This window comes from Nostoc sp. ChiQUE01b (genome assembly GCF_034531255.1).
GTDB lineage: Bacteria > Cyanobacteriota > Cyanobacteriia > Cyanobacteriales > Nostocaceae > Nostoc.
Genome location: NZ_JAVRBM010000005.1, coordinates 75,253 through 90,313 on the forward strand (window position 1 = coordinate 75,253; position 15,061 = coordinate 90,313).

General features: G+C 42.1%; 14 protein-coding genes. 11 read left to right on the forward strand and 3 right to left on the reverse strand.

Going from position 1 to position 15,061, the window contains the following annotated elements:
* Positions 1 to 6 precede the first annotated feature (6 nt).
* Positions 7 to 948, reverse strand: a complete 942-nt coding sequence (locus RMY63_RS05295; protein ID WP_322727693.1) for an ADP-ribosylglycohydrolase family protein — start codon at positions 946 to 948, stop codon at positions 7 to 9.
* A gap of 396 nt (positions 949 to 1,344) precedes the next feature.
* Between RMY63_RS05295 and sir the strand changes: the two genes are divergently transcribed.
* The 5 genes from sir (at position 1,345) to RMY63_RS05320 (ending at position 6,467) form a co-directional block, all read left to right on the forward strand.
* Positions 1,345 to 3,261, forward strand: a complete 1,917-nt coding sequence (sir, locus tag RMY63_RS05300; RefSeq protein ID WP_322727694.1) for a sulfite reductase, ferredoxin dependent — start codon at positions 1,345 to 1,347, stop codon at positions 3,259 to 3,261.
* Positions 3,262 to 3,373: 112 nt separating this feature from the next.
* Complete coding sequence (locus tag RMY63_RS05305; protein WP_322727695.1) at positions 3,374 to 4,018, forward strand: Uma2 family endonuclease; 645 nt, start codon at positions 3,374 to 3,376, stop codon at positions 4,016 to 4,018.
* Positions 4,019 to 4,031: 13 nt separating this feature from the next.
* Complete coding sequence (locus tag RMY63_RS05310) at positions 4,032 to 4,781, forward strand: 16S rRNA (uracil(1498)-N(3))-methyltransferase (RefSeq protein ID WP_322727696.1); 750 nt, start codon at positions 4,032 to 4,034, stop codon at positions 4,779 to 4,781.
* A 68-nt stretch (positions 4,782 to 4,849) separates the two neighbouring features.
* A complete protein-coding gene (locus RMY63_RS05315) occupies positions 4,850 to 5,914 on the forward strand; it encodes a tetratricopeptide repeat protein (RefSeq protein WP_322727697.1) in 1,065 nt (354 codons plus the stop codon).
* A gap of 196 nt (positions 5,915 to 6,110) precedes the next feature.
* On the forward strand, positions 6,111 to 6,467 hold the full coding sequence (locus RMY63_RS05320; RefSeq protein WP_322727698.1) for an after-VIT domain-containing protein: 357 nt from the start codon (positions 6,111 to 6,113) through the stop codon (positions 6,465 to 6,467).
* Here RMY63_RS05320 and RMY63_RS05325 read toward each other — a convergent pair.
* The gene (locus RMY63_RS05325) at positions 6,446 to 7,036 is read right to left on the reverse strand and encodes a hypothetical protein (protein WP_322727699.1); all 591 of its coding nucleotides are present in this window, start codon (positions 7,034 to 7,036) and stop codon (positions 6,446 to 6,448) included. The two genes, RMY63_RS05320 and RMY63_RS05325, sit on opposite strands and share 22 nt — an antisense overlap.
* Before the next feature lie 517 nt (positions 7,037 to 7,553).
* Between RMY63_RS05325 and RMY63_RS05330 the strand changes: the two genes are divergently transcribed.
* The gene (locus RMY63_RS05330) at positions 7,554 to 8,189 is read left to right on the forward strand and encodes a triacylglycerol lipase (protein ID WP_322727700.1); all 636 of its coding nucleotides are present in this window, start codon (positions 7,554 to 7,556) and stop codon (positions 8,187 to 8,189) included.
* A 55-nt stretch (positions 8,190 to 8,244) separates the two neighbouring features.
* Here RMY63_RS05330 and RMY63_RS05335 read toward each other — a convergent pair whose 3' ends face one another.
* On the reverse strand, positions 8,245 to 8,676 hold the full coding sequence (locus RMY63_RS05335) for a VOC family protein (RefSeq protein ID WP_322727701.1): 432 nt from the start codon (positions 8,674 to 8,676) through the stop codon (positions 8,245 to 8,247).
* A gap of 323 nt (positions 8,677 to 8,999) precedes the next feature.
* Between RMY63_RS05335 and RMY63_RS05340 the strand changes: the two genes are divergently transcribed.
* From RMY63_RS05340 to RMY63_RS05360, 5 genes are all read left to right on the forward strand, one after another.
* Positions 9,000 to 9,797, forward strand: a complete 798-nt coding sequence (locus RMY63_RS05340; protein ID WP_322727702.1) for a TIGR00297 family protein — start codon at positions 9,000 to 9,002, stop codon at positions 9,795 to 9,797.
* 286 nt (positions 9,798 to 10,083) lie between these two features.
* Positions 10,084 to 10,866 (forward strand): peptidylprolyl isomerase, encoded by a 783-nt coding sequence (locus tag RMY63_RS05345; RefSeq protein WP_322727703.1) that lies wholly within the window; start codon positions 10,084 to 10,086, stop codon positions 10,864 to 10,866.
* Positions 10,815 to 13,562 carry a peptidase domain-containing ABC transporter gene (locus RMY63_RS05350; protein WP_322727704.1) on the forward strand — a complete coding sequence of 916 codons (2,748 nt, stop codon included), beginning with the start codon at positions 10,815 to 10,817 and terminating at the stop codon, positions 13,560 to 13,562. The genes RMY63_RS05345 and RMY63_RS05350 overlap by 52 nt, the downstream gene beginning before the upstream one ends.
* A 216-nt stretch (positions 13,563 to 13,778) precedes the next feature.
* Entirely contained in the window at positions 13,779 to 14,708 is a 930-nt protein-coding gene (locus RMY63_RS05355; protein WP_322727705.1) for an SPFH domain-containing protein, read from the forward strand.
* 3 nt (positions 14,709 to 14,711) lie between these two features.
* Positions 14,712 to 14,930 (forward strand): hypothetical protein, encoded by a 219-nt coding sequence (locus tag RMY63_RS05360; RefSeq protein WP_322727706.1) that lies wholly within the window; start codon positions 14,712 to 14,714, stop codon positions 14,928 to 14,930.
* The last annotated feature ends 131 nt before the right edge of the window (positions 14,931 to 15,061 follow it).

Here is a 15,061-nt window from a genome sequence, read left to right on the forward strand (position 1 = left end):
TCCAAACTAGCTGTAAACAGACCTTGCAAAACGCTCTGCCAAGTAAATAATGTCTTGTTTACGAACAATTTGGTTCATCCATTTTTGAGGAATATTTTCCACCCCATAGTAAATTCCCGCTAACCCACCAGTGACGGCGGCCGTAGTATCGGTATCTCCACCTAAGTTGACAGCTTTCAATACTGCTTCAGAATAAGACGAGCTATTTAACAAACACCACAGAGATGACTCTAAGGTATCAATTACATAGCCACCAGAATTAATCTCTTCTACTGGTATCTTGGCAATCTCACCACTCAAAACTCTGCCAAAATGCGGCTTCTCTAACAAAAATTCTCGCACAGAATACATTGTTTGAATATCTTGCAATCCTTGTATATAAGCTGTTTGAGGGTCAGCCCCTTCCAAGAGCGCCACTGCAATACTAATATAAATGCCACAGGCCATTTGCGATCGCGCATGAGCATGAGTAATTGCCGAAACATCATGCACCCGCGCCAGCAATTCGCCTAAAGTTAAGTTTCTGTGACAATAAGCCATCGGCAAGATTCTCATCAACGAACCATTGCCATTACTATTTTCAACCTTTCCACCCGCCTGATGGGGAACAACTCCCTGCTTCAGGCGCATAATTGCTGTATGAGTAGTTTGACCAATGTCAAAGACATCGCCGCGTGGAGTCCAGTAAGCCTCCTTGTACCACCGCCAGAAGGAATTGGCTATAGCATCCAACGAATACCCCCTACAAAGGCATTCTACCAAGCAAAAGCTTAAAGAACTGTCATCTGACCAAGTTCCTGGTGGTTGATTCCATGTGCCATAACCCTGCATCGTTGTCACTGGAGATTTTGCTCGTTCAGCACGGCTAGTAAACTCCACCGGCACACCCAACGCATCACCGACACATAAACCCATCAAACCAGACAACGTTTTTGCAGCGGTTAGCATTATTCAATCTCCACAAGAATTGCTCAGAATTAACTTTATAGATTCCCTCTAGAGCTTGTTGCAACAGATGTTACAGCCTACTTTTTCATCCTCTGTGAAAAACTCGGCAAAAAATTGTTATTTGGGTATTTTATTTACCATATCCCGACTTCAAATAAAAGATTATTGAGTCCTCAGTCAGTTTATACTTTACTTAGTACTCAGGACTCAGCGCTAAAAACTTACTACTCCAAACAGCTGGTTTTGCTAAGTATTACATCACTGACAAAGCCGGCTTTTGCCGTGGTAAAATTAAAATATTCCTCATTATTCCGGCCGGATTACCGGGGATAAAGTAGCCGAAGGGTGCTGCTTCAGCGTCTACTAATGCTTTATTGAGAATCCTATACAAGTCTAATGGTTAAATCTGCTCCTTCCCCCATCGCTAGCCGTAAGCCTTCCAAAGTAGAAGGAATCAAGGAAAATAGTAATTTTTTGCGTGAACCTGTAGCAACTGAAATCCTTCAAGACACTACCCATTTTACTGAAAATGCGGTGCAGCTTTTGAAGTATCACGGTTCTTACCAACAGGATAACCGCGACAACCGCACCAAGGGACAGGAAAAAGATTACCAGTTTATGCTGCGGACAAAAAATCCGGGTGGTTTAGTACCGCCGCAACTGTATCTGGCTTTAGATAAAATAGCTGATGAGTATGGCAACCATACGTTACGAGCAACTACCCGTCAAGGTTTCCAACTGCACGGTATTTTAAAGAAGAATCTTAAAGCAGCGATCGCCACAATTGTCAACAATCTGGGTTCAACTTTGGGAGCTTGCGGCGACATTAACCGCAACGTGATGGCACCACCAGCCCCCTTTAAGAATCGCCCAGAGTATCAGTATGCTTGGGAGTATGCCCAGAATATTGCTGACTTGCTGACAGCGCAAACAGGCGCTTATTACGAAATTTGGTTAGATGGGGAAAAAGCAATTAGTGCTGAAGAAGACCCAGAGGTGAAGGCGGCGCGACAACGCAATGGAAATGGGACAATTATCCATGAGAACGAAGAACCGATTTATGGCACGTACTATATGCCCCGCAAGTTTAAAATTTGTGTGACAGTGCCAGGGGATAATTCGATTGATTTGTATTCTCAAGACCTGACGTTGGTAGTAATTACCAATAAGAAGAAGCAATTAGAAGGATTTAATATTTTTGCTGGTGGTGGTTTAGGTAGAACCCACGGTAAAGAAGAAACTTTCGCTAGGTTAGCAGACCCCATCGGTTATGTGGCGAAGGATGACGTTTACGACATCGTGAAAGCGATTGTTGCTACCCAGAGAGATTATGGCGATCGCACCGATCGTCGTCATGCCAGATTAAAATATTTAATCAACGATTGGGGCGTAGATAAATTCCGCGCCCAAGTTGAAGAATATTTCGGTAAACCAGTTGAAGCCTTCAAACCACTGCCAGATTTCAAATATTACGACTTCCTCGGCTGGAATGAACAAGGTGATGGCAAGCTATTCTTAGGAATTTCCATTGACAATGGTCGAATCAAGGATGAAGGTTCGTTTCAACTGAAAACCGCCTTACGGGAAATTGTCAAGCAGTTCAACTTACCCATCCGTCTGACACCCAACCACAACCTGATTTTTTACGATATCGAACCAGATAGCAAAGAAGTCATTCAAGAAATTCTCAATAGTCACGGTGTCGTTTCTGATCCTGATAAAATTGAACCTTTAGAGCGGTATGCAATGGCTTGTCCGGCTTTGCCCACTTGCGGCTTGGCAATCACGGAATCAGAACGCGCAATACCGGGTATTTTGGAACGGATTCGCGCTCTGTTAGATAAATTAGGTTTACAAAAAGAACATTTTGTGGTAAGGATGACAGGATGTCCCAACGGTTGCGCTCGTCCCTACTTAGCAGAATTGGGCTTTGTCGGTAGCGCTCCAGAATCTTACCAATTATGGTTAGGGGGTTCGCCAAATCAGACTCGATTGGCACAACCTTACACAGAAAAGCTGCACCATAATGATTTAGAGAGTTTTTTAGAGCCGATTTTTGTTTACTTTAAGAAATCTCGGAAATCGAAGGAAAGCTTCGGTGATTTTTGCGATCGCATTGGTTTTGATGCCATCCGCGAATTTGCTGCCACTTATGAACCCCAATCAGCCAATGGTGCAAACAAATCGCGCCATCGGGTAAATTTGAAAGCAGAGATTTATACTAAGTTGAAGGAAGTAGCAGAAAGTCAAGGTAAGCCGATGACTCAGTTGGTGAGTGAAGCGCTAGAGGCTTACTTCCAGAATCTTTCGTAAGCCGAAAAATTGAAGATAATGAAATCAAAGAGAGGCACAGATAAATCCATCTGTGTCTTTCTGGCATAAGTCCTAATACAGTTAGGTAACACATCCACAGGAAAACTGAACTATGGTAACGACAGTAAAATTCGCAGAAACTAGGGATGTGCTGCAAAACATTAGCTGGCAGACATTCAAAGCGATGCTGGCAGATATGGGATCTGAGCGAAATAAAAGGCTAGCTTATGACAACGGAATAGTAGAAATTATGACGCCGTTGATGCCACATGAAAATTCAAACCGTCTCATTGAAGGTTTTGTTCTTGTGCTGTGTGAAGAATTTGGTTTAGAAGTTAAAAGCGCTGGCTCGTTGACTATGACACGGGATGATTTGGAGCAAGGAGGGGAGCCGGACAGTAGTTACTATATCCAAAACGAATTATTAGTCCGCAACAAAGAAAATATTGACCTGAATACAGACCCACCACCAGACCTAGTACTGGAAGTAGAATATTCCAGACCCAAGATAGACAAGTTGGCTCTTTATGCTTCAATGGGAGTTCCAGAATTCTGGCGGTATAACGGAAATGTCTTGAGAATCTACGTTCTTAATACTGGACAATACTCCCAAAGCGATCGCAGTCCAACTTTTGCGTCTGTGCTGGTGACAGAGATTCCCCGATTTATCCAAGAAAGCAAGAAAGTTGGACAAGTATCAGCAACTCGTGCTTTCCGTACCTGGGTTAAACAGCAGATATCTATAGCAGGGCAATAATTTATTAAGAAAAATGTCTCAACTGCAAAGAATTGCGATCGCACCCTCCCAATTTCAACAAGGGCAAATTTTACTTACAAAAGAACAGCAACATTATTTAGGGCGTGTGTTGCGCTTGCGTGAAGGCGATCGCTTTATTGCAATGGATGGTAAGGGAAAATGGTGGTTAGCCCAGTTAGCAGAGGAACAAGCACAGGTTTTAGAACCACTTTTAGTAGAAACTGAATTACCTGTATCGATTACGCTAATGGTGGCGTTGCCCAAAGGCAATGGATTTGATGAAGTGGTGCGGTGTTGTACAGAGTTGGGAGTAGCTTGTATTACACCAGTATTGAGCGATCGCACTTTGCTTCATCCCAGTCCTCAAAAACTTGAACGCTGGCGGCGCATCGCAGCCGAAGCCGCTGAACAATCAGAGCGCTCATTCGTGCCAACAATTTTAGAACCTGTTGCTTTTAATACGGGTTTGTCATTAGTAATTAGTCATTTGTCATTGGCGAATAGCCAACAATATATTTGTGTCGCGCGTGGTGACTTTCCTCATTTAAAAGATTGCTTACACCACAAAGGACAAATGACAAATGACAAAGGACAAGAAACAATTGTCATTGCCACTGGACCAGAAGGCGGATGGACAACACAAGAAATTGAGAATGCCAAGTCAGCTGGATTTCAACCCGTTTCCCTTGGTCGCCGCATCCTGAGAGCAGTTACAGCCCCAGTAGTAGCATTATCCTTGATTACCGCAGCTTGTGAAGTATAAATGATTTATAGCTCACGCAAAAGATATTTTGCGCGAGACATCACTCCAACGTGTATTTAAAGTAAGTGATGATTGAGCAAGTTGCGATCGCTTTTGAGCATAAAGACTATCAAACAGCAGCTAAATTACTCAAACAGCTGCAAAAAGAATCACCTGAAAATTCTTGGGTACAATATTATCTCGGTCGGTTACATGAAGTAACTGAAAAGCACCAAGATGCAGAAAAAATTTATCGGCAACTGCTGCGAGATACAAGGAATGCCAAAATAGTAACGCTCACACGCCAAGGTTTACGACGGCTACAAGAAATTGAGCTAGAAGAAAGACAAAGAGCTATTTCTCAAGCAACGACCCAAGCAAGTGACATTGAACTTGGCGTACTAGTCTTAGAGCCACTCAGTAAGGAGATAAAAACAGAAGCGTCTCGAAAATTTGCCCAGATTATGCAGCTAGACCCCTATACTGCACGATTAATACTGCCAAGTCGTGGCTGGAGGTTGTACCGCACTGGTCAAGTAGGAGAACTAAAATTTTATGGCAAACAGCTACAGCAGGCTGGTATTCCTTGCTTTTGGGCAACAATAACGCAAATTCAGCAAATTCAAGTTTATCAAGTCAAATATTTCCAAGCATCTACCCCACAAGCTACTGTTATTTGCCGAAACGAGCTAAATCAACTTGGTTCTCTCACTTTTGACTGGTCAGAAATCACAACAAGAGTAATAGGACTGTTGCCCATTTTTGAACAAGTTGTAGATGTTGATGTCCGCCGTAAACTGGAATGGAAAACTCAAACACAAGACTATGCTCAGTTTTGTGATTTACACATACCTGGTAGACGTTGTATTCTCCGATTTTATGATCACGGCTATGAATTTCAGCAAGCTTTAAAAATCATTCCCCAAGCTAGCCAAAATACAATCAGAATTAATTGGAATAGTTTATCGAGTTGGATTGACCAGCAACTTCCTCAAGTTAAAATCTGGTCAGATTTCACGTTTTTTGCAGATACAACATTAGATCAAACAGAAATGCTAAGTCATATCAAGTCTCACATCGATCTGTTTCGTCGAGAACAGACTAATTGGGATTCAGCTTTTCATTTATATAGTGGACTGGTGTTTGTTAAATAAACCTCATCTACGTTGAGAACCGTAGTTTTTGCCCTCACCCTAAATCCCTCTCCCAAGTAGGGAGAAGGACTTCTTTCCGGCTCCTCTTCTCCCAATATTGGGAGAAGGGGCTGGGGGATGAGGGTTTTTTCTTTTCATACAGAAAGAACTACAGTTTTCAAGGTGGACGCGGTTTAATTCGTAATTTTTTTTATATTTGAAGAAATCAGCGCCAGCCTCAGCAGAAGCTCCAGATTTTCTTCAAAAAAAGCGATCGCTACAATCTCCAGTAGCCCAACACCTTCAACAACTAAACTTTCCTTCCGGTTTCAGTGGTGAAATCGTCTTTGAGTTCACTGTCAACAAAAGTCGGGTAGGACAGGTAGTTTTGGATGAAAAAGCCTCGATTCTAAAAAATCCAGTTGTAGTGGAGAAAATTAAGCGATCGCTCCTAACTTTGGAGAGTTCCCCCATCTACAACTGGCAAAGTTATCTTAACCTTGCATCTTCACGCTTAATCTATAGAGACTATAAATTTACGGTCTCTATGAATTATTTAGGTGTTTTAATCTGACGTGCCATGTCTAAATAAGCACTCATATTCGCTCCTGGGCGACGACGACCATTAGTACTATTAGTCGAAGGAGCAAGATATTTTGGTGCAAAGGTTGTTTCAGTTGGCTGCTCTTTAAGTACTTTGGCTGCTGCGGCTTTTGCTTGTTTGCCCGGTTCAACTTTAAGACCTTCAGCAGTCTGGACTAGTTGAACGTCAGCTGGTTTGGGATTTTTAGCTGATTTTTCCTTAGCCTTAGCTTTAGCCTTAGCAGGCGCGGTTTTTGTTCCGTTCAACGAATCTGGCTTGGATGAAGTTGGTGCTTCTGATGATGAAGTTGGTGCTTCTGATGTAATTGTCTCTGCTACTTTCTTAGCATTCGATGTAACTGTCGATGTAACTGTCTCTGCCACTTTCTTCGCGTTCGATGCTACCTCTTTAGCAGCATCTTTGGCAGCATCTTTTGCTTCGTCCAATTCTAAGAAGTAGCCGTTGCTTTTCTTCTTCCCTGGTAACAATCCGGTAATGAAACCCAAAATACCGCCAAGGAAACCCTGAACACCCGAAATTAACTTTTTGATAAAATCCATTACAATTACTCCTGCCTTTTACCTTTTATATTTTGAACTCGACCGTAATTGTTAAAAATTACGACAAAATGTTACATTATCTAGTTGGCATCACCCCGTTCTGGTGACAACCCTTATAGCCTTGTGCTTAATTAACATTGTAGTAAAACCACAGGGCAAATGTTCTATTGCAAGCATTTGCAACCTGCACACACCGAGAACTAATTATTAAATTTTACTGTAGCTAAGAGCAAGATTCTGAAAGCAAGCTTTACAATAATTAACATTTCTTTGTTTGGTAAATACCCAATTGGAGTTAAACAAGCAGTTTACTCTCAACCAATGGAAAGAGTGTCATAGCCGAATGGCAGATAGCAAGATTAATTCGTTAAATTTTATACAAACTATTTTTGAAAGCATTTCAGTTTTGCTTGCAAGAATATCTTTTAAAGAATGCGAAAAGCAATAGCTTCAGTTTGTAGAGCAGTATGTACCGACAAAAGTGAAATACACCCCTTAATTCAGCCAGATTTTGTAAATGAACATTGAAAATCAACAACGCAATCCCGTTTTGTTAATACATGGCATTGACGATACGAGGGCAGTTTTCCAGAAAATGGCGGTTCAATTAAGACTACAGGGTTGGTCTGTATATTCCCTGGATCTCGTACCTAATAATGGTGATGTAGGTCTTGATGAATTGGCAAAACAAATAGCCGATTATGTGACAGCGACCTTTGCACCAGAACAACGCCTAGATTTAGTAGGCTTCAGCATGGGAGGAATTGTCAGCCGTTACTATGTTCAGCGATTGGGAGGAATTAACCGCGTGCAGCGATTTATTACCATCTCTTCGCCCCATTATGGAACTGTGGTTGCTTATGGTTCCCGGCGTCCTGGTTGCCTACAAATGCGCCCCGACAGCATTTTTCTCAAGGATTTAAATTCTGATGCTGTAATGTTGGGGCAGCTAGATTTTACGTCTATCTGGACACCTTATGATTTAATGATTGTCCCAGCAAATAGTTCACAAATGCCCGTAGGAAGCCAAGTAATAGTACCAGTTTCTCTACACCCTTGGATGCTGACAGACTCCAGGAGTTTAGCGGTAGTCACAGCAGCTTTAGCAAAGCCTATTCAGCTACCCTTGCTGAATAAAAAATCCAGTCAGTAGCTAGAATGCTTGCTACGCTTGATTTATTCATCTTTAATTACGAATTACGAATTTCTTAAGTCCTATCTCCAATTTGCGTATGTTCGTAACTCCCAAAAATTGCCTCTGGGTGACGATAATACTTGAACTCCATAATGTTATAAAAAGGATCTTCTAAAAAGAAAGTACGATGCTCAAGAGTAGAACCGACAAAGCGATTTTTGGTTTCTTCACGAAAAAGTAGCTGTTGTTGTTGTACCCTTTTGAGTAAGTCTTGCCAGTCACGTTCTTGGGTAAAAATTAGCCCAAAGTGTCTGGGATAGATAGTTTGTTGCGGTGTCAAAGGTTCTTTTGTGACATGAGCCACTAATTGATGACCGTAGAGATTGAGAATTAGGGCATGGTGGTTTTCACGACCAGGAATACAGCCCAAACCATCTACATAATATGCTTTTGTTTGGGCAATATCAGTTACAGGGAAAGCTAGATGGAATAAAGTTTGGCTCATAGCTTAGATGAAAAAAACTAGTAGTTAATGCTATCTACAATTTATGCTATTAAGTTTTGATTGTGGTTAACTTGAACACAGTTTTTATTGACATTAACTTATATTCTCTATTCTGATGACTAAGATTGGTGACTGAGTAATGCTTCAGCTACTGTACTCTGCGGTTATGGAGAAAAGTTTACCTATTTAAACGCAAAGGAACGCTGAGGGAAACGCAGAGGTACGCAAAGGGATTCGCTATGAACTTACGAAATTATGTACTAAGCATCACAAATTGGTTATTCTGTTGATATTCAGACAAAATTACTCATGATTAATTGCTGATGTCATTCTCATTTGATTCTGTAAATCCCTGGTTAGTAGCAGTAGTATTAAACACGATTTTATTGGGTTTAGCTTGGATTGCTCCGAAAAAGCTACTTACCCCTGCTGGATTATTCCATGCCTGGTTTTTGGCCATCTTAATTTGGGTAACTCTAGGCTGGCAAGGATATGCAGTAGTAATGTTCTATTTTTTGGTTGGTTCTGGCGTTACCCGCATCGGTATGGCGCAGAAGCAGGCAGAAGGAATTGCCGAAAAGCGTTCTGGGGCAAGAGGCCCAGAAAATGTCTGGGGTTCGGCTTTAACTGGGGCGCTGTGTGCCTTGGGAGTAGGAATAATAAATTCGGGATTCCTCGTACCTACTCCCCAGTCCCTAATCCCCAATTCCCAGTCCCTATTATTGCTAGCTTATGTAGCGAGTTTCAGTACAAAGCTGGCTGATACCACTGCTAGTGAAGTCGGTAAAGCTTATGGTAAAAGCACCTTTTTGATTACCACACTCCAACCAGTACCTCGCGGCACAGAAGGAGCGGTAAGCTTGGAAGGAACTTTAGCTGGGATTGTGGCTTCTGTAGCGATCGCATTTGTGGGTTGGGGAGTTGGCTTAATCGATCTATTGGGAGTAGCTTGGTGTGTGCTGGCAGCATTTATTGCCACCAACTTAGAAAGTGTGATTGGTGCAACACTGCAATCTAAGTATACCTGGCTGACCAATGAAGTAGTAAATATTTTTAATACATTAATCGGTGCGATCGCATCTGTGCTATTTGCCTGGACATGGATAACTTTCATTAAGTAGACTGGAAAGAAACAATTACTCTGTTTAGATGGGGCATTGGTAGAAAATAACTAATTGCCTTACTATTGTGCTAACAATGATATTTTCAATCCTGTTTTCTCCCTGTAAGACTGTAAAAGTGATCGTGGCAAATTATTTTATTTACTAGCTATATAATTTTTTGACTATTTAGATGTAATTATTTCATGGAATCTTTATCATTTTTATCCATCAATAACCAGATTATTTCTATATGATTTAATAAAAAAGTCCTATAAGTGTTTAACCATTTTCACATAATTAGTTCATGGAATCTTTATCATTTTTGACAATTAATGACCAAATAATTTCTATTGAGCAAGCAGTAAAGTACCTGCAAGCCTCTGGAAAATTGGGACAGTTCATTGGGGATATTCTCCGCCAGTACGTAATTGAGGAAGAAATCCGAACACGAAATGATATTGAAATTGGCACCGCAATAACTGAACAGTCAATTATTGACTTTAGGCTGAAAAATCAACTTACTGACCCACAAAGTTTTCAAGAATGGTTAAAGACAAATAACACGGATTACACTACCTTTCACACATCGGTCACTTTTGGTTACAAGTTAGAAAAGCTGAAAGCTGTAGTCACCCAAGCAAAACTCCCAGAATATTTTATTGAGCGCAAGATTTTCTTGGATCGGGTGGTACTTTCCCGGATTGTTGTTGATAATCGAGAATTAGCAGACGAACTCCAAACCCAAATTGAAGAAGGAGGTAGTTTTGAGCAACTAGCTAAAGAGTATTCACTTTCAGATGATCGAATTGTGAATGGCATGATGGGAATCGTCAGCCGAGGTAGTATGCCGGATATATTACGGGCAGCTATTGATGTGGCTAGTCCTGGAGAATTGATAGGCCCAATAGAAGTCGTTGGCCAAGACTCTCCCCAAGGAGAAGGGCCTTATGGTTTGTTTCGAGTAGAACAATTTCTACCAGCGTCTTTAGAAGATACTCAACTACAGCAAGCACTACAAAATGAGTTGTTTGAAAAATGGCTAGCAGAGAAAATTCAAAAACTGACAGTCAAGTTACAAGTGAGTTAAAAATTCTGGATAATGAATCTTTACGATTAAAAGTGCTAGCTTCTTTGCCTTGGAATCAGCCACCGCTATGCTGGCTGACTCCCGAACAACAATTCCGATTGGAAAATGAGTGCCAAACCCGCCAGTATCGTCTTGGAGAAAAAATCTGGTCAAACGATCTCGGTGGCTATCAATTTTTAATTGTGGCTGGGAAGGTTCGCTTGCGAGACGACAGTCGCAACAAGTCGGCAAAGCCGCCCAATGGGCTGTCTCAAGAAGGAATTGGCAAACCAATAGCCGCCCTAGATGCAGGGGATTGGTTTGGTGACTTCCAAAAGCTGTCTGCGGATTTTAAAGCTGTAGCTGCTAGTAAAGAAGTGATAGTAGTTTATTGGGATACTGCACTGTGGGCAGAATTTTCTCACCCACAAATTCAGGAATTTTGGCAAGCGTTACCAGTAGAGATGGAGGGACAAAGGGAGACATTTTCCTTCTCTGCCACTCCTTCAGTAACATCAGCCTCGGACGGGACTTCCAGCCCCCACAGCCTCCAACCCCAAAGAGGACTCCCAGCCGCTAATCTAATCACTTCAATTTATCCGTTTGTTGCCAGTTGGAATACCGCTGCTGCCTGTTTAACAATGGTGGCGCAACAGTTAGAAAATTCTGTGCAATTGGAATGGGTGCAGCGTCAACTCAGAGGACAACGCCCAAAACAGGTTGTGGAAGCAGCAGAAAAGTTAGGGTTAGTATTGCGGCGGTTACAAGTGAGTTGGAGTGAGTTGCGACAGTTGTCATTTCCAGCTTTACTACTATGGAATTCTGACTCACCCCAGAGTCCATCCTGGGTGGTAGCTTATGGAGTTAAAGGCGATCGCTTAATTATCGCTAATCCTTTAAATCCCGAACGGATTTGTGAAACCTTGCCGCAGTCGATAGTTGAGGTATCTTGGGATGGACAATTGTGGCAAGTAGAACTCATATCCCAACAAGAAAAATTTAACCTGAGTTGGTTTACGCCAGCAGTTTGGAAGTATAAAGGATTGCTCACAGAAGTATTGTTAGCATCTTTTACCTTGCAGCTTTTGGGGTTAACAACACCGCTAATTACCCAAGTCGTCATTGATAAAGTGATGGTGCAGGGAAGTTTGCCAACTCTTGATGTGATGGCGATCGCACTTTTATGCGTAGCCATATTTGAGTCCGTACTGGGCATTCTGCGCCTATTTATCTTTACCCATACAGCTCGTCGTCTGGATTTGAGTTTATCAGCACAGCTATTTCGCCATCTGATGCGTCTGCCATTAGCTTATTTTGAGTCGCGGCGCGTCGGAGACACAGTAGCACGAGTCCAGGAACTCGAACAAATTCGTCAGTTTCTCACAGGTACAGCATTAACTGTGATTCTAGATAGCATCTTTGCTGTGGTGTACCTGGCATTGATGTTTTACTATAATATCCCACTTACCTTTGTCGCCCTAGCAGTACTGCCGTTGTTTGCCACATTAACAATAGTTGCAACACCAATTCTGCGTAACTGGCTGAACGAAACTTTTAACCGGAGTGCCGATAGTCAATCGTTTCTAGTAGAGACAATCACCGGAATTCACTCCGTTAAAGCCCATGCAGCTGAACCAGTAGCCCGCGATCGCTGGGAAGGCTTATTTGCCCGCTTCATTCGCACAGGTTTTAAAGCTTCTACCACCTCCAATATCAGCAGCAACATTGGTGACTTCCTTACCAATTTGTCCACGATGTTGATTCTCTGGTTTGGTGCCAAGTTAGTCATCGAACAAAAACTCACAATTGGACAGCTTGTTGCATTTCAAATGTTGTCTGGTAGAGTCACAGGCCCGCTTTTGCGCTTAGTACAGTTGTGGCAAAACCTTCAACAAGTGCTACTCTCTGTAGATCGCATTGGTGATATTCTCAACGTCTCCCCAGAAGCTGAATTAGGAACTGGCTTAGTTTTACCACCGCTTAAAGGACAAGTCACCTTCGAGCAAGTATTTTTTCGCTACCGGCCCAACTTTGAAGCAATTCTGCGGGGAATCTCTTTCAGTGCCGAACCAGGGCAATTTGTTGGCATTGTCGGACGTAGCGGTTCTGGGAAAAGTACCCTGTCTAAACTATTGCAACGCCTCTATCAAATTGAATCAGGACGCATCCTGATTGATGGTTTTGATATAAAAAGTGCCGATTTAGCCTCACTGCGGCAACAAGTTAGTGTAGTTCTCCAAGAAGACTTTTTATTTAACGGTTCTATTTTGGAAAATATCACTCTCGGTAGTCCCGACATTACCGCAGAGCAAGTAGTAGAAGCGGCAAGATTAGCGGTAGCCCACGACTTCATCAGTCAATTACCCTACGGTTACGAAACCAATGTTGGCGAACGCGGTACAGCTTTATCTGGTGGACAGAGACAACGTATTGCCCTCGCAAGGCTATTTCTTTCCCAAGCGCCGATTTTAGTTTTGGATGAAGCTACTAGCGCCTTGGATAGTGAAACTGAACAACAAGTACTGCAAAACCTGCAAAAAATTTCCGCCAACCGTACCGTGTTTCTGATTGCTCATCGCTTTGCCCCTCTCAAACGTGCTGACTTGATTTTGGTATTAGAGCAAGGCGTAATTGCCGAACGTGGTACTCACTCACAATTGTTGCAACAAAAAGGTTTGTACTGGTCACTATATCAACGGCAGCAAGCAAATATCTAGTGATGCCAAGTCTAGATTTAACACCACCTTTGGTAGTTCAGCTTTTAAAACACTTCTTGGATAAGCAGCCAACCCCTATTTAACCTCAATAATTCAACTAAAAGCGCTCTCAATCCCAGAGAGCGTTTTGCTGTTTGGTTTGGAAACGGCTATACTTGGGAATTTGCTCCTTTTTTGTTATTATAATGATATCATTTTGATAACAAAAAATAGATAATGAAGCAGCAAATCAAAGAATTTCCTGCATTTAAAGTCAATGGCTTCATAGCTTTGAGCATAATCCTAGCTTTAGCAATTTTTGGCAGTTGGCATATTTGGACAACAATACAGGGATTGATAGAAGTATTAGGCAGAAGTCTTAAGGTAGAAGATTTTGGCGATTTAACAGAAATAGGTGCATGGTTAGGGGCAACACTTATCGTAGTAGTAATTCCTTCACTGTCGGGTTTGTTTACAGTTGAGCCAAATCAAGCAATAGTACTAGTCTTTTTAGGGAGTTACGTTGGTAGTGTCAAGGAACCAGGGTTTTGGTGGACTAACCCTTTGACCAATAAACGCCAGGTATCTTTACGGGTTCGCAACTTTAACAGCAAAATATTGAAAGTAAACGATGCTCAAGGTAGCCCGATTGAGATTGCAGCCGTGGTAGTGTGGCAAGTAGTAGAATCAGCCAAGTCTAGATTTGCGGTTGATGACTACGAGCAATTTGTTGCTATCCAGAGTGAGACAGCAATACGCGCCTTAGCAATCCGCTATCCTTATGACGCGCCTGATGAACAGTCAATTCCTTCGTTGCGTGCAGTACCCGATGAAATCGCGCTTTTCCTCCAAAAAGAATTGCAAGCGAGACTGGAAGTCGCGGGAGTTGAAGTGTTAGAAGCGAGACTTTCTCATCTTGCGTATGCTCCAGAAATTGCTCAAATGATGTTGCGTCGTCAACAAGCCAAAGCAATGATTGATGCACGACGGCAAATTGTTGATAGTGCAGTAGGAATGGTTGATGAAGCACTAAAACGGATCAGTGAACAACAAATGATTGACTTGGATGATGAACGTAAAGCCGCTATGATTAACAATCTGCTGGTTGTCCTAACCTCAGAACAGAACATCCAACCAGTGATTAACACTGGCAGCCTTTACGCCTAAGACATGAGCCAGAAAAAACGGTTTTTACTGCGTTTAGACCTTGAGTTATACGAAGTGCTGGAAAAATGGTCTTCTGACGAATTAAGGAGCGTCAATGCTCAAATTGAGTATCTCCTGACAGAAGCAGCACGCAAAACAGGGAGATGGAAAGAAGATAAGCGCCAAAAAAATACTAAAAAGCACAAGATGGATACACACACGCAAGACACATTAGATGATTAATTCTAAATCCAACACTCGTATTACAGGTGTGATGAGAATGGTGCGCTTTTAAATCAGGTATTTGTCGTCTTATACCATTTCACTTTAAGGTTGATACAAATAGTCAGCAGGGGAGCTCTTGAGCAGAGGAG

Coding starts and splice junctions, on each gene's coding strand:
- RMY63_RS05315 (WP_322727697.1), top strand. CDS start 4,850: ATGATTGAGCAAGTTGCGATCGCTTTTGAGCATAAAGACTATCAAACA.
- RMY63_RS05325 (WP_322727699.1), bottom strand. CDS start 7,036: ATGGATTTTATCAAAAAGTTAATTTCGGGTGTTCAGGGTTTCCTTGGC.
- RMY63_RS05335 (WP_322727701.1), bottom strand. CDS start 8,676: ATGAGCCAAACTTTATTCCATCTAGCTTTCCCTGTAACTGATATTGCC.
- sir (WP_322727694.1), top strand. CDS start 1,345: ATGGTTAAATCTGCTCCTTCCCCCATCGCTAGCCGTAAGCCTTCCAAA.
- RMY63_RS05340 (WP_322727702.1), top strand. CDS start 9,000: ATGTCATTCTCATTTGATTCTGTAAATCCCTGGTTAGTAGCAGTAGTA.
- RMY63_RS05310 (WP_322727696.1), top strand. CDS start 4,032: ATGTCTCAACTGCAAAGAATTGCGATCGCACCCTCCCAATTTCAACAA.
- RMY63_RS05295 (WP_322727693.1), bottom strand. CDS start 948: ATGCTAACCGCTGCAAAAACGTTGTCTGGTTTGATGGGTTTATGTGTC.
- RMY63_RS05350 (WP_322727704.1), top strand. CDS start 10,815: ATGGCTAGCAGAGAAAATTCAAAAACTGACAGTCAAGTTACAAGTGAG.
- RMY63_RS05305 (WP_322727695.1), top strand. CDS start 3,374: ATGGTAACGACAGTAAAATTCGCAGAAACTAGGGATGTGCTGCAAAAC.
- RMY63_RS05330 (WP_322727700.1), top strand. CDS start 7,554: ATGAACATTGAAAATCAACAACGCAATCCCGTTTTGTTAATACATGGC.
- RMY63_RS05355 (WP_322727705.1), top strand. CDS start 13,779: ATGAAGCAGCAAATCAAAGAATTTCCTGCATTTAAAGTCAATGGCTTC.
- RMY63_RS05345 (WP_322727703.1), top strand. CDS start 10,084: ATGGAATCTTTATCATTTTTGACAATTAATGACCAAATAATTTCTATT.
- RMY63_RS05360 (WP_322727706.1), top strand. CDS start 14,712: ATGAGCCAGAAAAAACGGTTTTTACTGCGTTTAGACCTTGAGTTATAC.